Raw genomic sequence first — 22,495 nt, 5'->3', positions numbered from 1 at the left:
TAAAAGAAAAGTGGGATTAAAAACTAAACAAACAAAAACCAAGATTAATGCTATAGACTTCATCTATAGAATTGCCAACCGTATATCCATGATTATTGCCTTCAATAAACAAACAGATACCTTCAAATTCGAGCCCAATACTAATTTTCTGATAACTACCTTGTAAATGACCTCTTCCAACAGCAAAAGATTTTCCTATACCATATTGTAAGGTTATCCTAGATTCGTCACCTATTCTTGGGCTGATTCTTAAATTTGTAAATACAGGAACGGTTACTAATTTATAACTTCCGTAAAAATCGATACCTGAATTTGCGCTTAAGCCAATCCATTTTTTATAGTGAACCCCATAACCAAATTTGGCACCTAAACCGTCTGGAACAAACCAATTATCATCTCGTGATCCATCAGAATAATAGGCTCCTCTGTTTTTGTTTCCTTTTAAGGGAACAGCAATATCAAATTGAGTGTAAGTAAATTTTTCTGTAGGGGTTTGATTTTCATTAATAATAGTTTCTACTTGACCAAAATTGAATTGGTACACGAAAACAATGAAAAATAAGGCTTTAAATTTCATGTACTATATTTTTTTCAAAACTTACAGGGTCAACCGCATTGTTTACATCGTAATCACCAATCTTTGTTCTTCTCAAAGCCGTTAAATGTCCGCCAGATTGAAGAGCTATACCAAAATCATATGCAATAGATCTTATGTAAGTTCCTTTACTACATTTGATTCTAAAGTCGATTTCTGGAAGCTGAATGCGTGTAATTTCAAATTCATAGATAGTGGTTTTTCGGGCTTTAATTTCTACTTCTTCTCCAGCTCTTGCATGTTCATATAAACGTTTTCCGTCTTTTTTAATTGCGGAAAAAACAGGTGGCTTTTGATCAATTTCGCCTAAAAACTGATTGGTAGTCTCATTAATTAAAGCGTCAGTAATATGTTCTATTGGGAAAGTAGCGTCAATATCCGTTTCTAAATCATAAGAAGGTGTTGTGGCTCCAACGGTAATTGTACCAGTGTATTCTTTTTCTTGAGATTGAATTTCGGTTATTTTTTTGGTAAACTTACCAGTACAAATAATCAATAAACCAGAAGCAAGTGGATCTAGTGTTCCTGCATGGCCAATTTTAAATTTTTTAGGCAAATCATAGCGTTTTTTTAAAATGTATTTCAATTTATTAACCGCTTGAAAAGAAGACCAAGTTAAAGGTTTGTCGATTAATAGAATTTGACCATTCAAGAAATCTTCAGCTGTCATTATATAATAGTTAATTCTTTAATAAAAAAATGAATAATTAGTATTGCTATACCAGCAACTATTCGGTAGTAACCAAATACTTTAAAACCATGCTTAGTTAGGTAGCCAATGAATGATGTTATAGCGATTAAGGCTACTATAAAGCCAACTACATTTCCAATAAGTAACAATTGGGTTTGGTCTTGTGTTAATTCAAATCCTGCTTTATAATAATCATATAATTTTTTAACTGTTGCACCTAACATAGTTGGAATGGCTAGAAAAAATGAAAATTCAGCTGCGGCTGTTCGTGATAACTTTTGACTCATTCCACCTACAATACTTGCTCCACTTCTAGAAACACCAGGAATCATTGCTAAACATTGAAAAAAACCAATTTTTAATGCGGTTACATAGGATATTTCTGTGTTTTCAGAATTTCCAAACCAATCATCTACTTTTAAGAGTATGAAGCCTCCTATAATTAAGGAAATGGCAACTACAATTGGGTTTTCTAATAAACTATCAATGATGTCATTTAATAATAAACCAAATACTACAGCTGGAAGAAACGCTACAAATAATTTGTAATAAAAATTAATACTTTGAAAAAAACGTTTGAAATAGAGAACCACAACAGAAAGTATAGTTCCTAATTGAATGACAATCGTAAAAAGTTTGGTAAAATCGTCCCCTGCGATACCAAAAAAAGAAGAGGCAATAATCATGTGGCCTGTAGAAGATACAGGTAAAAATTCGGTTATACCTTCAATAATTGCAAGTATAATTGCTTGTAGTGTATTCATAATTTTACAAAAATATGTTTTTTTATAATAGTTTTAGTTGTTTTTTTGTAGTTTAGTAAGTTTGATTTCACTAAAATTACTCAGCTATTACTGAAATGAAAAGAAAGATTGCCTTTTTATTAGTTTGTATGTTTCAAACTTTAATTGCTCAAAATTCTTCCAATACAGAATTTGATTTGATTAAAGAAAAAGTTGTTGCGCAATATATAAATGCACCTTTAAAAGCAAAAAATGAGGCGTATCAACTTTATAAATTGGCTAAAACAAATGATCAAAAAATTATTGCGTATCGTTATTTAGGTTATATACACGATTACTCTGGTAACGTGGATTCGGCACGTTATTTTTACCAAAAACAATTGCAATTTTCAAAAGAACACTTCTTGGCAAAAGAACCCTATTATCAATCGGTTATTGATTATGCGACATGGGGAATTAATTATGTGGATAGCAATGTATTAATTGAAGAGTTAACCCAAGCGTTACTTAAAATAAACGAATCTCAATTTCCACAACAAAAAGGGTTGATGTATATGTTAATGGGAGATTTGTTTTTAAGAGAAAAGCAATTAGAAAAAGCAAACGAATATTTAGATAAATCTTTCCGTCTTATTCGAGGTAAATCTTCCGAACAAGAATATTATTTACGAAAGAGTGAAGTGGCTCTTAAAAAAGGAGATTACTTGAATGCGAAAGAAAATTTGTTGACAGGTTTTGCACTCTTTGACGAAAAAGATGTGTATGATTATCCTTTGTTTTTAAATAAATTAGGTTATGTATACCTTTTATTAGGAGATATAGAAAACTCCAATCAATGTCTATACGAATCGTTGCATTATCAGCGAAAGAATGGCTTTTCAAGCTTATTGTCGAGTACGTATTTGAATTTGTCTCATTTGGCAAGAATCGAAAAGAATGAACGCTTAATCAAATTTAATTTAGATAAAGCTTTAGAATTTAATCAAGGAAATATTTTAGTATTAAAAGATATTTATTTGGCTTATAAAGATTACTATTCCAGTCAGGGAGATTTTTTAAATGAAAATGAAAGCTTGGCTTTATTTAATAAGATTAACGATAGTATTTTTAACGTTGAAAAAGCAAAGTTAGGAAGTGATTTAGAATCTCGATTTCAATTGAGAGAAAACAAAAAAGAATTAGCCTTAAAAGAAAAAATCATTCAAAAAGAGCAGAAAATTAAATCTCAATTTGTAATTGGTTTTGGGATTCTTTTGGTGTTATTAGTAACTTTAATAGGGGTGTATTTTAATAAAATAAAAACACAAAAGAAGCTTAGAAACAACCAAAAATTACTTCATGAAGAACAATTGAAATCGATGTTGGAAAATCAACGTACCGAAATTATAAAAGAAAAAATTAAAGCAAAATCAGAAGAACGTTCTCGACTATCCTTAGAATTGCATGATGGTATTGCAAATGAAATTGGAGCTTTAAAAGTGGCGTTAACAAATGAGAAGGTCTTGGATGCCAATGCTATTAATTCAGTCGTGGACAAAATAGATAAACTGTATAATGAAGTGCGAGATTGGTCACACGATTTAAATTCAGATAAAATATTAGATATCGAATTTTCGCAATTGATTCATAGTTTGTGTTTAATTCCAGAGAAAAAAGGAATAAAGATTCATAAAAATATATTAATAGACGAAAAAATTAATACCTTAGACGATTCAATTCTATTGAATATTTACAGAATTATTCAAGAAGCAATAAACAACATTTTAAAACATGCTTATGCTTCTGAAATACAATTGGATATTATTCAGTCAGAATCAGAAATTTTTCTTATAATCAAAGATAATGGTGTAGGTTTTTCAAAAAACAGCTCAAAATCTGGAATTGGTTTAAAAAATATTGAAAAAAGAATTGAAACACTAAAAGGAAAATTCTATCTCATTACTTCAGATCAAGGAACAACTTTAGATATAAAATTACCCATATAAATGTTACATAAAGTCTTAATAGTAGATGACCACAAAGTTTTTGCAGAAAGTATTGCTTCTGTTTTAAGAAATAAATACGAAGTAATGGAAGTGTCATCTGTAGAGAAAGCATTGCAAATTATAACGACATTTTCCCCAGATGTATTAATCACGGATTTACAATTACCCGATCAAGATGGGTTTTTCTTAATTAAAACTATAAAAAGTAAAGGAATTGATGTGAAAATTTTGGTATTAAGTAGTTTAACAAATCAATCTACAATTCACAAGTTAATGCAATTAGGTGTAAATGGATTTTTAAATAAAAATGTTTCTAGTATCGATTTGTTGAACGGAATTCAAAAAATTGTCCAAGGAGATTCTTTTTTTCAAACCGATATTTATGACGATTATATTAAAAATTTCAAATTAAAATCGGATAAATCCAATGAAATTACACCTAGAGAAATTGATGTTTTGAAACTTATTATAGAGGAAAAGACAACAAGTGAAATTGCTGAAATTTTAAATATTTCTAATTATACTGTAGAAGGCTATCGTAAAAATTTGCTTTATAAGACAGGAGCAACTAATGTAGTTGGCTTAATAAAATATGCAATGAAAATCAATTTGATTTAAAAAAAATAAGTTGACCCCTTTTTACAGGGGTTTATGGTTTGAAGATTTGTATTTTCTTTGTAACACAAACAATAACAAAACAAATCAACAAACAAACAAAGTTGGGCAACTGTAAATTAAATTAAGAAATACCCTTAATCACTTATCCTGATGTAAGGGTATTTTCTTTTACAAGCGAGTTTTTTGATAAAAAAACAATACCCCTTTTTTCAGGGGTTTCTAGTAGTGAAAAAAGAGGTTACTTTGCTTTAACAAACGAATAAACAAACAAGAAATAAACAAACAACAATTCGGCGACTGTAAATTAAATTAAGTGATACCTCTTTAAATGCCTATGCTTATTTAAAGGGGTATTTTCTTTTTATAGCATTCTTCTTTTAATAACAAATTAGTTTAAAAAACAACAACACCCCTGAAAAAAGGGGTATAAAGATTATAAAATAACGCTTTCTTTGTCAATACAAGTGAGTAAACAAACAAGAAACAAACAACAACAATTGGGCAATTGTAAATTAAGAAACACCTTTAAACACCTATGCTGATTTAAGGGTGTTTTCTTTTTTAGTTGTTTTTGTCTTTCTTGAAAATAGAATAAATTACAATTCCAAAGCCAATCAATACTGTTGTTGGTGCCAAACGAATTCTTCTAAAGCTAAAAATTTCTGGATTCCAAACGTTCGGATCTTCACTTCCACCACCACTCATTAATAGAAATCCTAAAGCAATTACGACTACACCAATTAATAAAAAAGTATAGTTGGTTTTACCAAATAAAAACTCTTGCTGATTTTCTTCGTGTTTGTTTTTCATATCTATAATTTATTATTAAATATACGTTTATTTTGCTTTCTAAATGAATTCAAACTAATACAAATCGTCTGTTCTTAAATTTAAAAAGCGTTGGGTTGCAAAAAAGGTACTAATCGAAGTAATAATAATCCCTACAAGTAATACACCCATGAATACTATAGTTAAAGAGGTATAATCTTTTAATAGTTTTAAACTTGGCAAATATTGGTCTACATAATATAACAAGCCAAAAAGTGCCAAAATTGCTAAACCAGAACCAATTAATCCTAATTTAATACTTCTCCAAATAAATGGTTTTCTAATAAACGATTTGGTTGCGCCTACCATTTGCATGGTTTTAATGGTAAATCGATGCGAATAAATAGACAATCGTAATGAACTATTGATTAAAAGCATCGCAATCACCGCTAAAAAACCAATAGCAATAAGCATCCATAAACTGATTTTTTTAATGTTATCATTTACTAAATCTACCAATTGCTTGTCATAAATGATTTCTGAAACCATTTCATTTTTTTTAATCTCGTGCTCAATTTTTTTAATGCTATCTGCTACTACATATTCACCTTTTAAATTAATATCAAAGGAGTTTTGCAACGGATTAAAGCCTAGGAAAGACATAAAATCTTTTCCTACAATATCTACATTATGTTTGGCAGCACTGTCTTTATGAACAAAAGCATATTCTTTGATAAATCTAGAATTTTTCAATTGCGTATCAAATGCATTCAAAACACTGTCCTTAGCTTCATTCTTAAAAAAAACAGTCATTGGAATGTTTTCTTTAAAATCATTGGTTAGTTTTTTAGAATTGATTACAAATAACCCTAAAGTTCCCAACAAGAAAAGGACTAAAAAAATACTTAATACAACCGAAAAATAAGATGAAATTAAACGTCTTTTGTTATAATTTTCAAATGAAGATGCCATAAAATTTAGAAATATGAGGTAAAAATAGTAAAGAAATTTTGTTTATGTAGAATATAACAACAAAGTTTTAACTTTAATATTTTAAAATGTATTTTTGTAGCTGTTTTTTTAAGGAGTAAAAAAGGACTCTAAAATTTTAAAATTTACACTTACAAATGAAATATTTTCATAACGAAATCGAAGCCAAATGGCGTAAATATTGGGCAGACAACCAAACTTTCGCTGCAGAAAACCCTACTGAAGCCTCAGGAAAACCAAAATATTATGTATTAGACATGTTTCCTTATCCATCAGGCGCTGGTTTACACGTGGGTCATCCACTAGGATATATCGCTTCTGATATCGTAGCAAGATATAAAAGACATAAAGGTTTTAACGTGTTGCATCCACAAGGATATGATTCTTTTGGTTTACCCGCAGAACAATATGCGATTCAAACGGGGCAACATCCAGATAAAACGACCAAAGAAAATATTGCACGTTATCGTGAACAATTAGATAAAATCGGTTTTTCTTTTGACTGGAGTAGAGAAGTACGCACTTCAAATGCTGATTATTACAAATGGACGCAATGGATTTTTATCCAATTATTCAATTCGTGGTACAATAACGATACCAATAAAGCAGAAGATATAGCCACTTTAATTGCTCTTTTTGAAAAAGAAGGAAATGCTACGGTTAATGCGGTTTGTGATGAAGGGATTACTGTTTTTTCGTCAAGCGAATGGAACGCATTTTCGTCAGAGCAGCAACAAAGAATACTATTGCAATACCGATTAACCTATTTAGCTGAAACAGAAGTAAACTGGTGTCCCGCATTAGGAACGGTTTTGGCCAATGACGAAATTGTAAATGGTGTTTCAGAACGTGGCGGTCACCCTGTTATCCGTAAAAAAATGACACAGTGGTCCATGCGTATTTCTGCGTATGCCGAACGCTTATTACAAGGTTTGGAAACCATCGATTGGACTGAATCTTTAAAAGAATCGCAACGCAACTGGATTGGAAAATCAGTTGGTGCAATGGTTTCTTTTAATGTCACTTCGAGCGGAGTCGAGAAGCCTCTTCAAATCGATGTGTTTACCACACGTCCTGATACGATTTTTGGAGTTACGTTTATGACCTTAGCACCAGAACACGATTTAGTTGCTAAAATTACAACACCAGAACAAAAAGAAGCGGTTGAAGCCTATATTGAAGCCACTTCAAAGCGTTCGGAAAGAGAGCGTATGGCTGATGTGAAAACGATTTCTGGAGTATTTACAGGTGCGTATGCTGAACATCCGTTTACTAAAGAACCGATTCCGGTTTGGATTGGAGATTATGTTTTGGCAGGTTATGGAACAGGTGCAGTTATGGCGGTTCCTTGCGGAGACGAACGCGATTATGCGTTTGCCAATTTCTTTAAAGGCACGAAAGGTATGCCTGAAATTAAAAATATTTTCAATCAAGATATTTCGGAAGCCGCTTTTGGAGCGAAAGAAGGGTTTGAATTAGTGGATTCGGATTTCTTAAATGGTTTAGGTTATAAAGAAGCTACGAAAAAAGTAATTGAAGCTCTTGAAAAAATGGGTCAAGGCAAAGGAAAAACCAATTATCGTTTGCGTGATGCCGTATTTTCAAGACAACGTTATTGGGGCGAACCTTTCCCTGTTTACTACGTAAATGGTTTACCACAAATGATCGATTTGAAACATTTACCTATTGTGTTACCCGAAGTGGAAAAATATTTACCTACAGAAGACGGTCAACCACCTTTAGGAAACGCAACCGTTTGGGCTTGGGATACCAAAACCAATTCGGTTGTCAGTAATGAGTTTTTGTCATCTCGAGCGGAGTCGAGAGACGAGAACAAAACTGTTTTCCCTCTAGAATTAAATACCATGCCAGGTTGGGCCGGTTCGTCTTGGTATTGGATGCGTTATATGGATGCACACAATGAAAATGAATTTGCAAGTAAGGAAGCATTAGCGTATTGGGAAAATGTAGATTTATATATAGGAGGAAGTGAGCACGCAACCGGACATTTATTGTATTCTCGTTTTTGGAACAAATTCTTAAAAGATAGAGGTTTCGCACCAACTGAAGAACCGTTCAAAAAATTAATCAATCAAGGAATGATTTTGGGAATGAGTGCAATTGTTTATCGTATATCAGGAACAAATAAATATGTCTCAAAAAACCTAAAATCGGATTATGAAGTAGAAGAAATTAGAGTTGATGTAAATATTGTAAATGCTTCTGATGAGATTGATTTGGACAAACTAAGAAATTGGATTCCAGAATTTAAAACTGCTGAATTCATAACTGAAAATGGTAGATATATTGTTGGCCGAGAAGTAGAAAAAATGTCTAAAAGATGGTACAACGTTGTCAATCCAGATGATATTTGTGAAGAATATGGTGCCGATACCTTACGTTTGTATGAAATGTTCTTAGGACCATTGGAACAAGCAAAACCATGGAATACAGCCGGAATTACAGGGGTATATGGTTTCCTTAAAAAATTATGGCGTTTGTATTTTGATGACAATGGTTTAATAGTTACCAATGACGAACCCACAGCAGAAATGTACAAATCGCTGCATAAAACGATTAAAAAAGCCACAGAAGATATCGAGAACTTTTCTTTCAATACTTCGGTTTCCCAATTTATGATATGCGTGAATGAGTTGGCCCAACAAAAATGTCACCATCGTGCTATTTTAGAACCATTAGCAGTTGTGTTGTCTCCTTATGCACCTCATATTGCAGAAGAATTATGGAGCGCTTTAGGTTATGCTGGTTCGATTGCGAAAGTACCGTTTCCAATTTTTGAAGAAAAATATTTGGTGGAAAGCGAAAAAGAATATCCGGTTTCTTTTAATGGAAAAATGCGTTTTACGATGAAATTGCCATTGGATTTAACCAAGGAACAAATTGAAGAAATTGTAATGGCAGATGAAAGAACGCAAAATCAATTACAAGGAAGAACACCTAATAAAGTAATTATCGTTCCAGGAAAAATTATCAATTTAGTAGGATAGATTTTTTATCTTTTATAGTACATCCCAAATAGACAAAAAATGTCTGTTTGGGATTTTTTTATTGAAAATTCTTATAAAAAGGCATGAAATATCTAAAAAAAACCTTAAAATTAGATTTTTACACAATAAATTCATTTTTTTTTCATTTATTGTAATAAACAAACAATAAAGGATTTATTTCTTGAAGTAGAAATATGCCCTTTTTAAATTATCAAACCAATCTATCATGACTAAACTATCTAAAAAAATGATGGTAGCACTATTGTGTTTTAGTGCTTCCTTGTCTGTGTCTGTTGCACAGGAAAACGAACCAAAAATTGCAACTGATTTAAACACTTTAATTACTAAATCTTCCAGTTACCAAAACTACAAAGTAATCGAAAAAAATGCTATTTATGGTTTTCAAAACAGTTTAAACGCTTTTATTAAAGAACAAGAGCAAATTCAAAATACATTAAATAAAGAAATTGCTGAAAATAAAAAAAGTATTTTGTTGCTTCAAAATGAAATTCAGGAATTAAAGCAGAATAATGCCGTTTTGACAGAAGAGAAGGCAAGCATTTCTTTTTTAGGAATGTTAGTTAGTAAAGATAGTTATTCGGTTACGATGTGGACCTTATTTTTAGGTACACTTGCAGTGGCGGGTATTTTATTTTACAAATTTAAAACGGCTAATGCAGTAACCAGTCATTCTAAAACAGTATTAAAGGATTTAGAAGAAGAATATGAATCCTACCGAAGAGTTTGTATCGAAAGAGAACAAAGTTTACGAAGACAATTATTTGAAGAAGCCAAGAAAAACAAAGAACTAAAAAACGTTTCTTAAAATTTCCGAAGTTGCTTTCATCCTTTTTTTGTAACATTTTTCATTTTTTGCGTATAATAAGTAACTAAAAACTTTAAAAAAATGGAAAAAAGAAATGCAGGAAAAGTAATTGTCGGAGCTTTATTTTTTATACTTCTTTTCGTAGCCTTATTAATGTTTGGTTTACCAAGATATAACGTTTGGCAACAAGAAATGGCTGGAAAAGCGGAAATGGCAAAAGCAGAACAAAACCGAAGAATTTTGGTGGAAGAAGCGAAAGCCAAATTAGAAGCGGAGAAATTGAATGCGCAAGCAGAAATTGAAAGAGCAAAAGGGATGGCAGAAGCGATGCGCGTAGAAAATGGAACGTTGAGTGAAACCTACAATCAATATTTGTTCATTCGTACCTTGGAAAAATTAGCTGATAAAGGCGATTTGCCACAAATTATTTATGTGCCGTCTAATGGATTATTACCTGTAATGGACGTGAATAAAACACAATCACCAACGAATTAAGAATATGAAAAATGGGGCCAAAAGCCCCATTTTTAACAAAACAAATTATAATAGTTTCAATTATGAACTATTATTTTTTTTAAAGTTGTTGGTTCGTGATTTGTCTTGTTCCTTTTGGGCAAATTACTACAGCAGTACTTCCATCTTCACCTGCGTCCCAAGTGTAATTCCCATTTGTATCAACAAAACTTACATAGGTTATTGTGGTGGTACCATCACCATTATCTACAGAAGTACTGTATGATACTCTTCCAGAACCTTTAATTGTTGAGCCTTCTTCATTTGTTAATGCGAATTTTTTGAAATTTTCCATGATTATTTGTTTTAAAATTTAGGTACGCAAACCATTTTAGTCAATTGCGTTTTTGACTTTTGTTTATAATTTATTGGAGTTTTTTATTCGTATAAAGTAGCAATGTCTAAACTGGCATAGCCAATGCTAGTGGTATTGACAGTAGCTGTTTTTTTAAGATATGAACCAATAAAGATTTTTCCAGTGACTATTTCATTAGCCTGTCCAGCTCCACTTACTTCCGAGCCTGCGGTTAAAACTATCGCAGTTGTAGCGCTTGGATTAGTAAGTGTAATTTCTTTTAACCAAGGTAAGCTGATGTTGTCTTCAATTTGGTTAATACCATCTGGATTTGTATATACTACGATTAAGGTGCCTGAATAAGTGCCGCTAAGTTCATATTTTATACTTTTTGAACTCGAAGATGGCGAATCATCTTTACTACACGAAATAGTGATGAAGCTAAAAAGAAAGATAAAGTTTCTTAGGATTTTGTTCATTTTTATAGTTTTAGATTAGTTTAATTTAATTTTACTTCAATAATGTCACCTGATTTGGAAATTTCTACAAATTTTTCAACGCGATGATGGTCTACCACATTGTAATTTTCTTTTTGGTAAAATTGAGTTCCATAGGAGTTTGTTCCAACGACTACATCTCTAGAATAGGTTTTGGAAGTAGACATGAAGGCTTGTAAGAAATATTTCCCTGGTTTCATTTCCTTGAATTCAAAACGGCCGTAATCATCTGTATAGGTTTCCAATCGCATGGCATAGGCTTCATCAGATAAGTAAACAACCGTTTTTTTGTTTTCCTTCTTTTCTCTTAATTGATACCAAGCCATAAAATAATCCGTAACAGGATATAAATCTACTTTTATCCCTCTTCCAAAAGATTTTGCTCCAGTAACAGATAACTTATTGGTAGATTTATATAATAAGCCTTTAATTAATCCATCTCCTTTTTCCAATTGTTTTTTTGCAACTTCAGTGCTGAAATTGAATTCGGGATATATTATTGTTTTTTTATTTTTTTCGGCTAATCGATCTGCATTTTTTATTGGATTGCAATTCAAAAAGCAAAATACGATACTTATAAAGAATAAATGTTTCATGATGATTTGATTTTAAATTTGAATTATTTTTGATGCTTATGACGTTGTAAAATTCAATTGTTTTTTTATGTCTAAAAAATGAATTCCCATAGCTTTTATAAAATGCAGTCCTTTAATTTTTAAATTATAGTAAGATTAATCAAAACGAATGCGTTGATTATGAGAGCCAATAATGTCAAAGTGTCATTTTTTAAAAATGGAATGTATTTTGCTGTTTAATCCATGTTTTAAAGTTTAAAAAAGATTGAAATATGGATTTTACTTATTTAATATTAATTGGAGGAATTGCCCTTTTTAGTTGGTTGGTTAGTGCGCGATTAAAAAGCAAATTTGCCTACTATTCTAAGGTGCATTTACGTAATGGGATGAGTGGAGCTGAAATTGCTGAAAAAATGTTGTCTGATAATGGAATTTATGATGTAAAAGTAATTTCAACACCAGGTCAGTTAACTGATCACTATAATCCTATGAATAAAACGGTGAATTTAAGTGAAGCAGTTTATAACCAAAGAAATGCTGCGGCTGCAGCCGTGGCTGCTCATGAATGTGGTCATGCTGTTCAACATGCTCAAGCTTACAGTTGGTTAACCATGCGTTCTAAAATGGTTCCTGTCGTAAATGTCTCTTCTAGTTTATCGCAATGGTTAATTATGGGAGGGTTGATTTTAGGATTTGCTTCGAAAACAAGTATAGGTTTTTATGTAGCTGTGGCCGGTTTAATTTTAATGGCAATAGCAACTACGTTCAGTTTTATTACATTGCCTGTTGAATACGACGCAAGTAACAGAGCTTTAAGTTGGTTAAAAAATAAGAATATGTTAACCCAACAAGAATATGCTGGCGCAGAAGATTCTTTAAAGTGGGCAGCAAGAACTTATGTGGTAGCTGCACTTGGAGCGTTAGCGTCGCTTTTATATTGGGCGTATAGAATATTGGGCTCTAGAGACTAAAAAAGAAAAATATTTATAAAAGTAAAAACCCTAAATCAGTATTGAAATAGGGTTTTTATTTTCTTAATTATGCGGATTTAAAGCTGTATTTGTCGGTCTATTTGTTGTTCTAGAGAAATAAAAGTTTCAGTTCTAGAAACTCCTTTAATTGCCTGAATTTTTTTATTTAATAACTGCATTAGGTGTTCGTTATCTTTACAAATAATTTTAATTAAAATACTCCAGTTTCCTGTTGTATAATGACATTCTAGAACTTCAGGTATTTTTCTCAATTCTCTTACTGCGTCAGAATTGCTAGAAGCTTTTTCTAAATAAACACCTACAAAAGCCATTGTAGAATAGCCTAACACCTTAATATCTACTGTGAATTTGGATCCTGATATCACACCAGCTTGTTCTAGTTTTCTAAGTCTTTGATGGATGGCTGCTCCAGATATACCAATTTTTTTTGCAATTTGTAAAATAGGTTTTCTGGCGTCTTCCATTAAATCGCGTAAAATCTCTTTGTCAATACCATCAATTTCAATTTGTAATTGATTAATCTTCATGTTTGTTTTGTTTGTAAGTAATAGTTTGTAAATGCACTAATTTAGTAAATAAAATGTAGATTTTTATTTTAAATCGTTACTTTTATTAGCTGCTCACATTTAATGGATTGTAACCCAAGTAATCTACTTCAATTTCTTTGAAAATCACTCCATACTCTTCTAATTCGTTAAGAATAGGAGTGTAAATTTCTTTAGAAATAGGCAGTTGTACACCAGCTGTAGTAATTTCGCCATTTAATATTTTTACTGTTGCAATGGCTACAGGTAAACCTACTGTTTTAGCCATAGCCGTATAGGTTTGATCATCTCCTATGCAAACCATCGTTGCGTCAATTTGATGTTGATTTCCGTTTAATTCGTATCCAAATTTATGATACATAACTATCATATCTTTGTCTTGAGGTTCTAAGGTCCATTTTTCAGAAAGTATTTTCTCAAGTATTTGAGCAGGAGTAGCATTTTTTAAACCCACTTTTTTAGTCCCATTGAACAAATCCAATTCAAGTAATTTATCCCAAATAATATCATCTTGATCTATTTTTTGTGCATGTCTCAATTTAATTTCAACAGTATCTGTTGGATGATAGGGAAGGAAGGAATTTGTAAATTCTCTATAGGTCATTTCTTCGGAATTATCAATAGTATAGGAATCATCAGTCATCCCTAATTGCACTAAAATATCCCATGCTCGAGAATAGCCTACTCTTCGAATGGTACCTCTATAGACAGTTAATGCGTTTTCTAAACCATATACTTCTCTATATTTTAATGAATCTCGGTTCGCATAAGCCTCAAATCTTCCAAAACCTTCTACTTCTAGAAATTCAGTTCTTCTAAATAATTTATTATATGGAATGTATTTATAGGTGCCTTCTTGAATAAATTTGGCAGCACCACCTTGACCAGCTAATACTACATTTCTCGGATTCCAAGTAAATTTGTAATTCCATAAATTGGTATCGCTTTCTGGGGCTACTAATCCACCACAAAAAGACTCAAATAAAATTATTTTTCCGCCTCTTTCTCTAATTTGATCAATCACTTTCATGGCACTCATATGATCAATTCCAGGATCAAGTCCAATTTCATTCATGAAAACCAATCCTTTTTCTTTAGCTTCTTTGTCTAATTCTTGCATAGCAGGACTAATGTAAGACGCAGTAACCATATGTTTGTTGTAGAATAAGCAGTCTTTGGCAACCTCTATATGCATGAAAGCGGGAAGCATTGATACTACAATATCGGATTTTTGAATTTCAGTTTTTCGTTGTTCCGCATCCAATATGTCAAAAGCAATAGGTCTTGCATTAGGATGATTCTGGGTTTTTCTTTGTGCTAATTCAAGAGATAAATCAGCAATAGTTATGTGTAATTTCTCTTGTTCAGACTTTTCTAATAAATATTTAATAAGTGACGATGCACTTCTTCCCGCACCAATAACTAATATGTTTCTCATGACTAATTTTACAAAAATATCACACGAAGATAGCAAAATGTTATATTTATAAAAATTTTAGTTTCAAATATATTTAAAAATAGATAAGATTTAACATTTTAAGTTTTAAGATGAGAATAAATAAAATTGAATTCTAATTTGATGAGTTTAGTTTTAATTGTCTATTTATTTTATTTAATTTTTTTTTAAATTGTAATTTCTGTATTAGTTACTATTTTTACTAAAAAAAGATATGGATAAAAAAATTCTTTTAATTGCGCTAATAATGGGCGCAATAGCAATCATGTTAGGTGCTTTTGGTGCTCATGGTTTAAAGAAAGTGCTCACTGTAGATCAATTGAATACTTTTGAAGTAGGCGTGCGATATCAAATTTACCATGCCTTATTTTTACTGTTTGTAGCAAACAATGCGATTGTAACGTCAAAAGAAAAAGGAATAGTTTTGTATTTAGTTGTAATAGGAATAACTTTATTTTCTGGGTCAATTTACCTGCTCTCGACGGCTAGTTTAACGGCATTAAAAACAAAGCTTATTGGCCCCTTAACACCTATAGGAGGTTTGTTGCTAATTGCTTCATGGTTATATGTTTTTTATTGTGTTTTCGCTAAAAAATAACAATTCGTTCTTCTTTCTAAAATTAAATTTATAATTTTGCACTTTAAAAACATACAACATAACTCATTTTTTATGAATAGCTACGCCCAAATTACGAAAACGATTTCGTTGGAAAAATATGGAATTAGAAACGCTTCACAAATTATTTACAATCCTTCGTATGAGTTTTTATACCAAGAAGAATTAAGTGAAGATTTAAAAGGATTTGAAAGAGGTCAATTGTCAGAACTTGGAGCAGTGAATGTTATGACAGGAGAATTTACAGGCCGATCTCCAAAAGACAAGTATATTGTAAAAGATGAGGTAACCAAAGATTCTATTTGGTGGACTTCCGATAAAGCGGTAAATGATAATAAGCCTATTTCTACTGAGACTTGGAATGCGCTTAAAGAGACCACAGTAAATCAGTTATCAGGAAAAAAATTATATGTAGTTGATGCATTTTGTGGTGCTAATGAAGATACGCGTTTAAAAGTGCGTTTTATCATGGAAGTGGCTTGGCAAGCACATTTTGTTAAAAATATGTTTATCCGACCTACAGAAGCTGAATTAGAAAATTTTGGTGAGCCCGATTTTATTGTAATGAATGCGTCAAAAGCTTCTTTTAAAGATTTTGAACAACATAATTTAAATTCTGAAGTATACGTGGCTTTTAATCTAACTGAAAAAATTCAGTTAATTGGAGGTACATGGTATGGTGGAGAAATGAAGAAAGGAATGTTCTCCATGATGAATTACTATTTGCCACTTCAAGGAATTGCTTCCATGCACTGTTCTGCAAATAAAGGGAAAGATGGTGATGTAGCTGTTTTCTTTGGTTTGTCTGGAACAGGTAAAACGACACTTTCAACAGATCCTAAGAGAGAATTAATTGGTGATGATGAGCATGGGTGGGATAATGATGGTGTCTTTAATTTTGAAGGAGGTTGTTATGCAAAAACCATTGATTTAAGTGCAGCAAACGAACCAGATATTTTTAAAGCGATTAAGAAAAATGCTTTATTAGAGAATGTAACCTTAGATGCAAATGGTAAAATTGATTTTGCTGATGGATCAGTAACTCAAAATACGCGCGTATCTTATCCAATTGAACATATAGAGAATATAGTTAAACCAGTGTCTAAAGCGGGTCATGCTACAAAGGTAATTTTTCTTACGGCTGATGCTTTTGGGGTAATGCCTCCAGTATCTAAATTAACACCTGAACAAACAAAGTATTACTTCTTATCTGGTTTTACGGCTAAATTAGCAGGAACTGAGAGAGGAGTTACAGAACCACAACCTACTTTTTCAGCTTGTTTTGGGAAAGCATTTTTATCTTTGCACCCTACTAAATATGGTGAAGAATTGGTTAAGAAAATGGAGGAGCACAATGCTACTGCTTATATGGTTAACACAGGATGGAATGGAACTGGTAAAAGGATTTCTATAAAAGATACTCGTGCGATTATAGATGCTATTTTAGACGGTTCAATCGAAAAAGCGGAAACTAAAGTTATTCCAGTATTCAATTTTAACGTTCCTGTTGCTTTGCATGATGTAGATTCGTCTATTTTAGATCCAAGAGAAACGTATGAAGATGTTTCTAAATGGGAAGTGAAAGCTAAGGATTTAGCTTCTAGATTTGTTAAAAACTTTGAGCAATATACAGATAATGAGGAAGGAAAGCAATTAGTAAATGCAGGCCCTACTTTATAGAAAATATCAAATACTAACTAAAAAGGGTTCTAAATTATTTTAGAACCCTTTTTTATGTTTTTATAATAAAAATGTTTATTATTATTTTCCTTTGTTTGCTTCAATTATATATTTTTCTAATGCTCCAGTCATTGAAGGTGTTCCTGGTGATGGAGCCATAATATCAACTCGTAAACCGCTATCAATTGCTTCTTTTTGTGTGGTTGTTCCAAAAACTGCAATTCTAGTGTTGTTTTGTTTGAAATCTGGAAAATTTTTAAAAAGAGACTTAATTCCTGTTGGACTAAAAAAAGCCAAAACATCATAATATACATCTTTCAAATCAGATAAGTCACTCATAACTGTTCTGTAAAAAATAGCTGGTGTCCATGATATTTTCAAACTATCTAAAGTTTGAGGGATGTCATAATTTAATTGATCAGAAGCAGGTAATAAAAACTTTTCGTCTTTGTATTTTTTAATTAGTGGTGCTAAATCGACAAAATCTTTTTGTCCCACATAAATTTTCCTTTTTCGATACACTACATAACGTTGTAAGTAAAAAGCGACTGCTTCCGATTGACAAAAGTACCTCATATCTTCAGGAACTTTAAAGCGCATTTCTTCAGCAACTCTAAAAAAATGATCAACAGAATTTCTACTTGTTAAAATAATCGCAGTAAAATTGTTTAAATCTATTTTTTGTGCTCTTATTTCTTTGGCAGGAACTCCTTCTACGTGGATAAAAGGTCTGAAGTCAACTTTAACTTTAAGTTTGTTTTGTAACTCAAAATAGGGAGAATTCTCTACTTTAGGCTCTGGTTGTGAAACCAAAATTGTTTTCACTTTTAAATTTGACATACGCTTTGTTCTAATTTTTTGTAATAAAATAATAGATAAAATAGTAAGGTGCTATTTCAAGGGTGCAAAGATATAAAATAAAATAAAATATTTTACGTAATACTAAATTTTGATAGATTTTTAAAGCAACAATGTAGGTCGTTAAATTGGCTAAAAAGAGAATAATAATAATGATGTAATATAACCAGTTTTTATTCCATTCAGGATTGTAAAAAAGAATAATGTTTACAGGTAAAAGTAAAAAACCAAAATAGGTTCTGTAACTTACTTTTAATAAATTGAATTGTTCGTTAAATTCTTCAATTTTAAATGTGGTAGCGATAATTTTTTCAATTAAATATTTCGATAAAATAAAAACGGCTAGAAAAGTAAAAATTTGTAAAAAAAGGATACCTTCAGGAGCTTTGGAATATTGAAATTGTTTCAAATATAAAAGGATGAAAAAAGTTAAAGAAACCAGTTGAATAAAAAACATAGAAATCGTAAAACCACTTCTTAAATTACTGGTATCTTTATAAATTTTAGTATACTTGTCAGAAACTGCTAATTTGATAAACTCGGTAAAACGAGCTTGAAAAACATTTTTGTTTACACCAATAACAAGAAAGCTTAGGACAAATAAAATTGTTGCCCAGTCCTTAAAGTGAATCACTCTTTCGTGAAATTGAATTGCTATCATTTGTGGCAAATTTACAAAAATTAACTACAAATAATTATTATAAATTTATTAAGAGATAAACTTAATAAATAGTTTATTTTTGTAATCGAAAATTAATTTAAGGGATGTTGAAGGCAATAGTAGTAATACCAACATACAATGAAATAGAAAATATTGATCAAATCATACAGGCAGTATTTTCTTTGCAAACTGAATTTCATATTTTAATTGTAGACGATAATTCACCAGATGGAACATCAAAAAGAGTTGAAGAATTACAACATCAATATAAAGATAAGCTTTTTCTATCCGTAAGAACTAAGAAATCGGGTTTAGGAACGGCTTATGTTCATGGTTTTAAATGGGCTTTATTACAAGGGTATGAATATATTTTTGAAATGGATGCCGATTTTTCTCATAACCCTCAAGATTTAGAACGTTTATTATTTGCTTGTGAGAAGCAACAGGCTGATGTTGCCATTGGGTCTCGTTATTCAACTGGTGTTAATGTGGTAAATTGGCCATTAAATCGAGTACTAATGTCTTATTTTGCTTCTGTATATGTGAAATTAATTACAGGAATGAAAATTCATGATGCTACGGCGGGTTTTATTTGTTACAAAAAAAATGTTTTGGAAAAAATTAATTTAGATAGAATAAAATTCATAGGTTATGCGTTTCAAATAGAAATGAAATACAGGGCTTATGTCCAAAAATTTAAAATAGTAGAAGTACCTATTATTTTTACTGATAGAACTAAAGGGCAATCTAAAATGAGCGGATCTATTATAAGAGAAGCTGTTTTTGGAGTTGTTTTATTACGAATAAGAAAAATTTTTAACCAACTATAATGAGTACCTTTTTAATTAAAAATGCTAAAATTGTAAATGAAGGTGTGGTCTTTGAAGGAGATGTATTAATTGAAAATGAATTCATCAAAGAAATTGCAGAACAAATCAGTTTAAAATCTTCAGATTGTATTATTATTGATGCTGAAGGAAGTTATTTAATACCTGGAGCTATAGATGATCAAGTGCATTTTAGAGAGCCAGGATTAACCCACAAAGGAAATATTGAATCGGAGAGTAGAGCAGCTGTTGCAGGAGGAATAACGTCTTTTATCGAACAGCCAAATACTGTACCCAATGCAGTTACTCAAGAACTCTTAGAACAAAAATATGAAATAGCTGCAGCTACTTCTTATGCGAACTATTCTTTTATGATGGGTGGTACCAATGATAATTTAGAAGAAGTATTAAAAACCAATCCTAGAAATGTGGCTGGAATTAAGCTGTTTTTAGGTTCTTCTACCGGAAATATGTTGGTTGATAAACAAGATGTGTTAGAAAAGATTTTTTCTTCTACAAAAATGCTAATTGCGGTTCATTGTGAAGATGAAGGAACAATTAAAGCTAATTTAGAAAAATATAAAGAAGAATTTGGAGAGGATATTCCAATGCAATATCATCCATTAATAAGAAGTGCAGAAGCGTGTTATATTTCTTCTTCAAAAGCGATTGAGTTGGCAAAAAAAACAGGTGCAAGATTGCATGTTTTTCATTTGTCAACCGCAAAAGAAATGGAATTATTTACAAATAAAATTCCATTAGAACAAAAACAAATTACTGCTGAAGTTTGTGTGCATCATTTATGGTTTAGTGATGAAGATTATGAGACAAAGGGTTCCTTGATTAAATGGAATCCAGCGGTAAAAACAAAAGAAGATAGAGAAGCTTTATGGTATGCTTTATTGGATGATAAAATTGATGTAATAGCTACGGATCATGCGCCACATACTTTAGAAGAAAAAATCAATCCTTACACGACTTGTCCTTCAGGAGGACCTTTAGTGCAACATGCTGTCGTTGCTATGTTTGAAGCTTTTCATAAAGGTAAAATTTCAGTAGAAAAAATTGTAGAGAAAATGTGTCATAATCCTGCTAAAATTTTCAAGATTGAAAAAAGAGGTTTTATTAAAGAAGGGTATTATGCAGATTTAGCAATTGTTAATCCGCACTTGCCTTGGAATGTAAAAAAAGAAAATATTTTATACCATTGTGGTTGGTCTCCATTTGAGGGTGCTACTTTTAAATCTAGAGTTACACATACTTTTGTAAATGGGCGATTGGTTTATGCAAATGGACGGAATAAGGAAATTAAAGTGGGGAAAAGATTGTTATTTGAAAGAGAAGTAAAATGAAAAGAATAGTGGTATTAGCTTTTTTAGTTTTGTTTTCATGTGCAGAAAATCCTGTGCCTAAACCAGACCGTTTGTTGTCTGAAGAAACAATGGTGGATATTTTATATGATACAGCATTATTACAGGCTTCTGAAGCTTATTTGCCAAATAAACTAACAGAAAACAAAATACGAATTAAAAATTATATTTATACAAAGTACGATTTAGACAGTACAACGTATTATCAAAATCAAAGGTATTATGCTGCAGATTTTAAAAAATATAAAAGGATGTATAAAAAGGTATCCGATCGTTTACAGCAAAGAAAAACCGAATTGGATACTTTAATTGCTCAAGAAAATCGTAATGTACCTGAAAAATCAACCGATAAAAAAAGAGAATTTAATAAGCCTTCGATAAAGGAATTAGATAGTCTTTCATCTCAATAAAAGAATAGTTCAAAACCGAATTAATTTTAGCATTGCTGTATTCTTTTTTATTATGAGAAGCAATAGCTGTAAGTTTTGTAAACTTTCTTTTTCTTCCGGTTAGTTTTGAAATCAACCAATCCATTTTCCAAGCTAAGTTTGTAAGAGTTTTATTAGCGTGAATAAATGGTTTTTTTACTTGCATCGCATCTGCAATCCAAAACAAAAGTTGTTCAAAGGTTGTATTTTCTGCTACAAGAATAAAACGTTGGTTAAATTGTTTTTGCATCATTAACGAATACATAATTGAAACCACATCTTCAACAGCAATTATTCCGATTTTTCCTTTTGTAAAAAAAGAAATGCCTTTTTTTACTGCAGCAAAAAAACGATTGCTTTCTTGTTCTGGAAAACCGCTACCAAAAATAATTCCCGGATTTACCACGATACAATTTAAGCCTTCTTGTTGTCCTCTCCAAACTTCCATTTCAGCACCATATTTGGAAATAGCGTAATCACTATGCAGTTTTTCTGGATTCCACTCGGTTTCTTCAGTAATGAGGAATTCATTTTCTTTTGCATCTCCTAACGCGGCTATCGAACTTACGTAACAAAGTTGGTTTACTTTTTTGTCAATACAACAGTTAATTACATTGGCAGTACCCTCAATATTAATTTTACGAAGATCTTCTTCATCTTTTGGGTCAAACGATATTAATGCGGCACAATGATAAACTGAAGTTATATTTTCAAAAGCTTTTTCAAGAGATGGAATATCAGTTATATCACCCTTAATCCAATTAATTTGTTCGAAGAGTACTATTTGGTTTTTGGATAGAAAGAGTTGTTTAACCGTTTCAATTTTACTTTTATCTCGGTATAACGCTTTTACTGTTTCATTTTTTGAAAGCAGTTGAAGTAATAAATGAGAGCCTACTAAGCCCGTTGCACCTGTAACTAGAATCATAGGGTAAATATAAAGAGATTGTTTGACTTT

Annotated in this window: 24 protein-coding genes; 11 read left to right on the top strand and 13 right to left on the bottom strand. The window is 31.3% G+C overall.

Features of this window, described 5'->3' with window-relative positions; all coding sequences use genetic code 11:
* Positions 1-16 precede the first annotated feature (16 nt).
* Genes FHG05_RS13015 through FHG05_RS13005 form a run of 3 tightly spaced genes read right to left on the bottom strand, consistent with a single transcriptional unit; the run spans position 17 to position 2,050 of the window.
* Positions 17-577, bottom strand: coding sequence for a hypothetical protein (locus FHG05_RS13015; RefSeq protein WP_140998489.1), 561 nt, complete (start codon positions 575-577; stop codon positions 17-19).
* Positions 567-1,265 carry a tRNA pseudouridine(55) synthase TruB gene (gene truB, locus FHG05_RS13010; RefSeq protein WP_140998487.1) on the bottom strand — a complete coding sequence of 233 codons (699 nt, stop codon included), beginning with the start codon at positions 1,263-1,265 and terminating at the stop codon, positions 567-569. Before truB ends, FHG05_RS13015 begins: the two co-directional genes overlap by 11 nt.
* On the bottom strand, positions 1,265-2,050 hold the full coding sequence (locus FHG05_RS13005) for an undecaprenyl-diphosphate phosphatase (RefSeq protein ID WP_140998486.1): 786 nt from the start codon (positions 2,048-2,050) through the stop codon (positions 1,265-1,267). Before FHG05_RS13005 ends, truB begins: the two co-directional genes overlap by 1 nt.
* A 95-nt stretch (positions 2,051-2,145) precedes the next feature.
* Between FHG05_RS13005 and FHG05_RS13000 the strand changes: the two genes are divergently transcribed.
* Both FHG05_RS13000 and FHG05_RS12995 read left to right on the top strand, forming a co-directional pair.
* Positions 2,146-4,014 (top strand): tetratricopeptide repeat-containing sensor histidine kinase, encoded by a 1,869-nt coding sequence (locus FHG05_RS13000; protein ID WP_140998484.1) that lies wholly within the window; start codon positions 2,146-2,148, stop codon positions 4,012-4,014.
* Positions 4,015-4,632 (top strand): response regulator, encoded by a 618-nt coding sequence (locus FHG05_RS12995; protein ID WP_140998482.1) that lies wholly within the window; start codon positions 4,015-4,017, stop codon positions 4,630-4,632. It begins immediately after the preceding gene.
* Between the two features lie 561 nt (positions 4,633-5,193).
* Here the strand turns inward: FHG05_RS12995 and FHG05_RS12990 are convergent.
* Positions 5,194-5,442, bottom strand: a complete 249-nt coding sequence (locus tag FHG05_RS12990; RefSeq protein WP_140998481.1) for a DUF3098 domain-containing protein — start codon at positions 5,440-5,442, stop codon at positions 5,194-5,196.
* A gap of 54 nt (positions 5,443-5,496) precedes the next feature.
* A complete protein-coding gene (locus FHG05_RS12985) occupies positions 5,497-6,372 on the bottom strand; it encodes a cell division protein FtsX (protein WP_140998479.1) in 876 nt (291 codons plus the stop codon).
* Between the two features lie 155 nt (positions 6,373-6,527).
* Between FHG05_RS12985 and leuS the strand changes: the two genes are divergently transcribed.
* From leuS to FHG05_RS12970, 3 genes are all read left to right on the top strand, one after another.
* Positions 6,528-9,398, top strand: a complete 2,871-nt coding sequence (gene leuS, locus FHG05_RS12980; RefSeq protein ID WP_140998477.1) for a leucine--tRNA ligase — start codon at positions 6,528-6,530, stop codon at positions 9,396-9,398.
* A 226-nt stretch (positions 9,399-9,624) separates the two neighbouring features.
* Positions 9,625-10,224: a hypothetical protein gene (locus tag FHG05_RS12975; protein WP_140998475.1), complete on the top strand. Its 600-nt coding sequence runs from the start codon at positions 9,625-9,627 to the stop codon at positions 10,222-10,224.
* Between the two features lie 81 nt (positions 10,225-10,305).
* Positions 10,306-10,719, top strand: a complete 414-nt coding sequence (locus FHG05_RS12970; protein WP_140998474.1) for a hypothetical protein — start codon at positions 10,306-10,308, stop codon at positions 10,717-10,719.
* 79 nt (positions 10,720-10,798) lie between these two features.
* Here the strand turns inward: FHG05_RS12970 and FHG05_RS12965 are convergent, their stop codons facing one another.
* From FHG05_RS12965 to FHG05_RS12955, 3 genes are all read right to left on the bottom strand, one after another.
* A complete protein-coding gene (locus FHG05_RS12965; RefSeq protein ID WP_140998473.1) occupies positions 10,799-11,032 on the bottom strand; it encodes a hypothetical protein in 234 nt (77 codons plus the stop codon).
* Positions 11,033-11,115: 83 nt separating this feature from the next.
* Complete coding sequence (locus FHG05_RS12960) at positions 11,116-11,511, bottom strand: MmpS family transport accessory protein (protein WP_140998471.1); 396 nt, start codon at positions 11,509-11,511, stop codon at positions 11,116-11,118.
* Positions 11,512-11,531: 20 nt separating this feature from the next.
* On the bottom strand, positions 11,532-12,125 hold the full coding sequence (locus FHG05_RS12955; RefSeq protein ID WP_140998469.1) for a hypothetical protein: 594 nt from the start codon (positions 12,123-12,125) through the stop codon (positions 11,532-11,534).
* A 251-nt stretch (positions 12,126-12,376) separates the two neighbouring features.
* Between FHG05_RS12955 and FHG05_RS12950 the strand changes: the two genes are divergently transcribed.
* Positions 12,377-13,075, top strand: a complete 699-nt coding sequence (locus FHG05_RS12950; protein ID WP_140998468.1) for a zinc metallopeptidase — start codon at positions 12,377-12,379, stop codon at positions 13,073-13,075.
* A gap of 77 nt (positions 13,076-13,152) precedes the next feature.
* Here the strand turns inward: FHG05_RS12950 and FHG05_RS12945 are convergent, their stop codons facing one another.
* Together FHG05_RS12945 and FHG05_RS12940 are read right to left on the bottom strand one after the other, a co-directional pair.
* Positions 13,153-13,623: an Lrp/AsnC family transcriptional regulator gene (locus tag FHG05_RS12945; protein WP_140998466.1), complete on the bottom strand. Its 471-nt coding sequence runs from the start codon at positions 13,621-13,623 to the stop codon at positions 13,153-13,155.
* A gap of 85 nt (positions 13,624-13,708) precedes the next feature.
* Entirely contained in the window at positions 13,709-15,079 is a 1,371-nt protein-coding gene (locus tag FHG05_RS12940; RefSeq protein WP_140998465.1) for a saccharopine dehydrogenase family protein, read from the bottom strand.
* Between the two features lie 232 nt (positions 15,080-15,311).
* Here FHG05_RS12940 and FHG05_RS12935 point away from each other — a divergent pair, with 232 nt between their 5' ends.
* Together FHG05_RS12935 and pckA are read left to right on the top strand one after the other, a co-directional pair.
* Entirely contained in the window at positions 15,312-15,695 is a 384-nt protein-coding gene (locus tag FHG05_RS12935; RefSeq protein WP_140998463.1) for a DUF423 domain-containing protein, read from the top strand.
* 72 nt (positions 15,696-15,767) lie between these two features.
* The gene (gene pckA / locus FHG05_RS12930) at positions 15,768-17,393 is read left to right on the top strand and encodes a phosphoenolpyruvate carboxykinase (ATP) (RefSeq protein ID WP_140998462.1); all 1,626 of its coding nucleotides are present in this window, start codon (positions 15,768-15,770) and stop codon (positions 17,391-17,393) included.
* An 81-nt stretch (positions 17,394-17,474) separates the two neighbouring features.
* On the opposite strand, the gene FHG05_RS12925 is transcribed toward pckA, so the two are convergent.
* Together FHG05_RS12925 and FHG05_RS12920 are read right to left on the bottom strand one after the other, a co-directional pair.
* The gene (locus FHG05_RS12925; protein WP_140998460.1) at positions 17,475-18,233 is read right to left on the bottom strand and encodes a uroporphyrinogen-III synthase; all 759 of its coding nucleotides are present in this window, start codon (positions 18,231-18,233) and stop codon (positions 17,475-17,477) included.
* A gap of 10 nt (positions 18,234-18,243) precedes the next feature.
* Complete coding sequence (locus FHG05_RS12920; RefSeq protein ID WP_140998459.1) at positions 18,244-18,912, bottom strand: DUF4271 domain-containing protein; 669 nt, start codon at positions 18,910-18,912, stop codon at positions 18,244-18,246.
* Between the two features lie 104 nt (positions 18,913-19,016).
* Between FHG05_RS12920 and FHG05_RS12915 the strand changes: the two genes are divergently transcribed.
* Genes FHG05_RS12915 through FHG05_RS12905 form a run of 3 tightly spaced genes read left to right on the top strand, consistent with a single transcriptional unit; the run spans position 19,017 to position 21,519 of the window.
* Positions 19,017-19,742 (top strand): polyprenol monophosphomannose synthase, encoded by a 726-nt coding sequence (locus FHG05_RS12915; RefSeq protein ID WP_140998457.1) that lies wholly within the window; start codon positions 19,017-19,019, stop codon positions 19,740-19,742.
* Positions 19,742-21,091 carry a dihydroorotase gene (locus tag FHG05_RS12910; protein ID WP_140998456.1) on the top strand — a complete coding sequence of 450 codons (1,350 nt, stop codon included), beginning with the start codon at positions 19,742-19,744 and terminating at the stop codon, positions 21,089-21,091. The genes FHG05_RS12915 and FHG05_RS12910 overlap by 1 nt, the downstream gene beginning before the upstream one ends.
* Positions 21,088-21,519: a DUF4296 domain-containing protein gene (locus FHG05_RS12905; RefSeq protein WP_140998454.1), complete on the top strand. Its 432-nt coding sequence runs from the start codon at positions 21,088-21,090 to the stop codon at positions 21,517-21,519. The genes FHG05_RS12910 and FHG05_RS12905 overlap by 4 nt, the downstream gene beginning before the upstream one ends.
* On the opposite strand, the gene FHG05_RS12900 is transcribed toward FHG05_RS12905, so the two are convergent.
* On the bottom strand, positions 21,473-22,465 hold the full coding sequence (locus tag FHG05_RS12900; protein WP_140998452.1) for an NAD-dependent epimerase/dehydratase family protein: 993 nt from the start codon (positions 22,463-22,465) through the stop codon (positions 21,473-21,475). The genes FHG05_RS12905 and FHG05_RS12900 overlap by 47 nt on opposite strands.
* Between the last annotated feature and the right edge of the window lie 30 nt (positions 22,466-22,495).

The organism is Flavobacterium profundi (assembly GCF_006491645.1).
GTDB lineage: Bacteria > Bacteroidota > Bacteroidia > Flavobacteriales > Flavobacteriaceae > Flavobacterium > Flavobacterium profundi.
The sequence above is the reverse complement of the archived record's forward strand: the minus strand, read 5'-3'. Positions and strand labels throughout refer to the sequence as shown.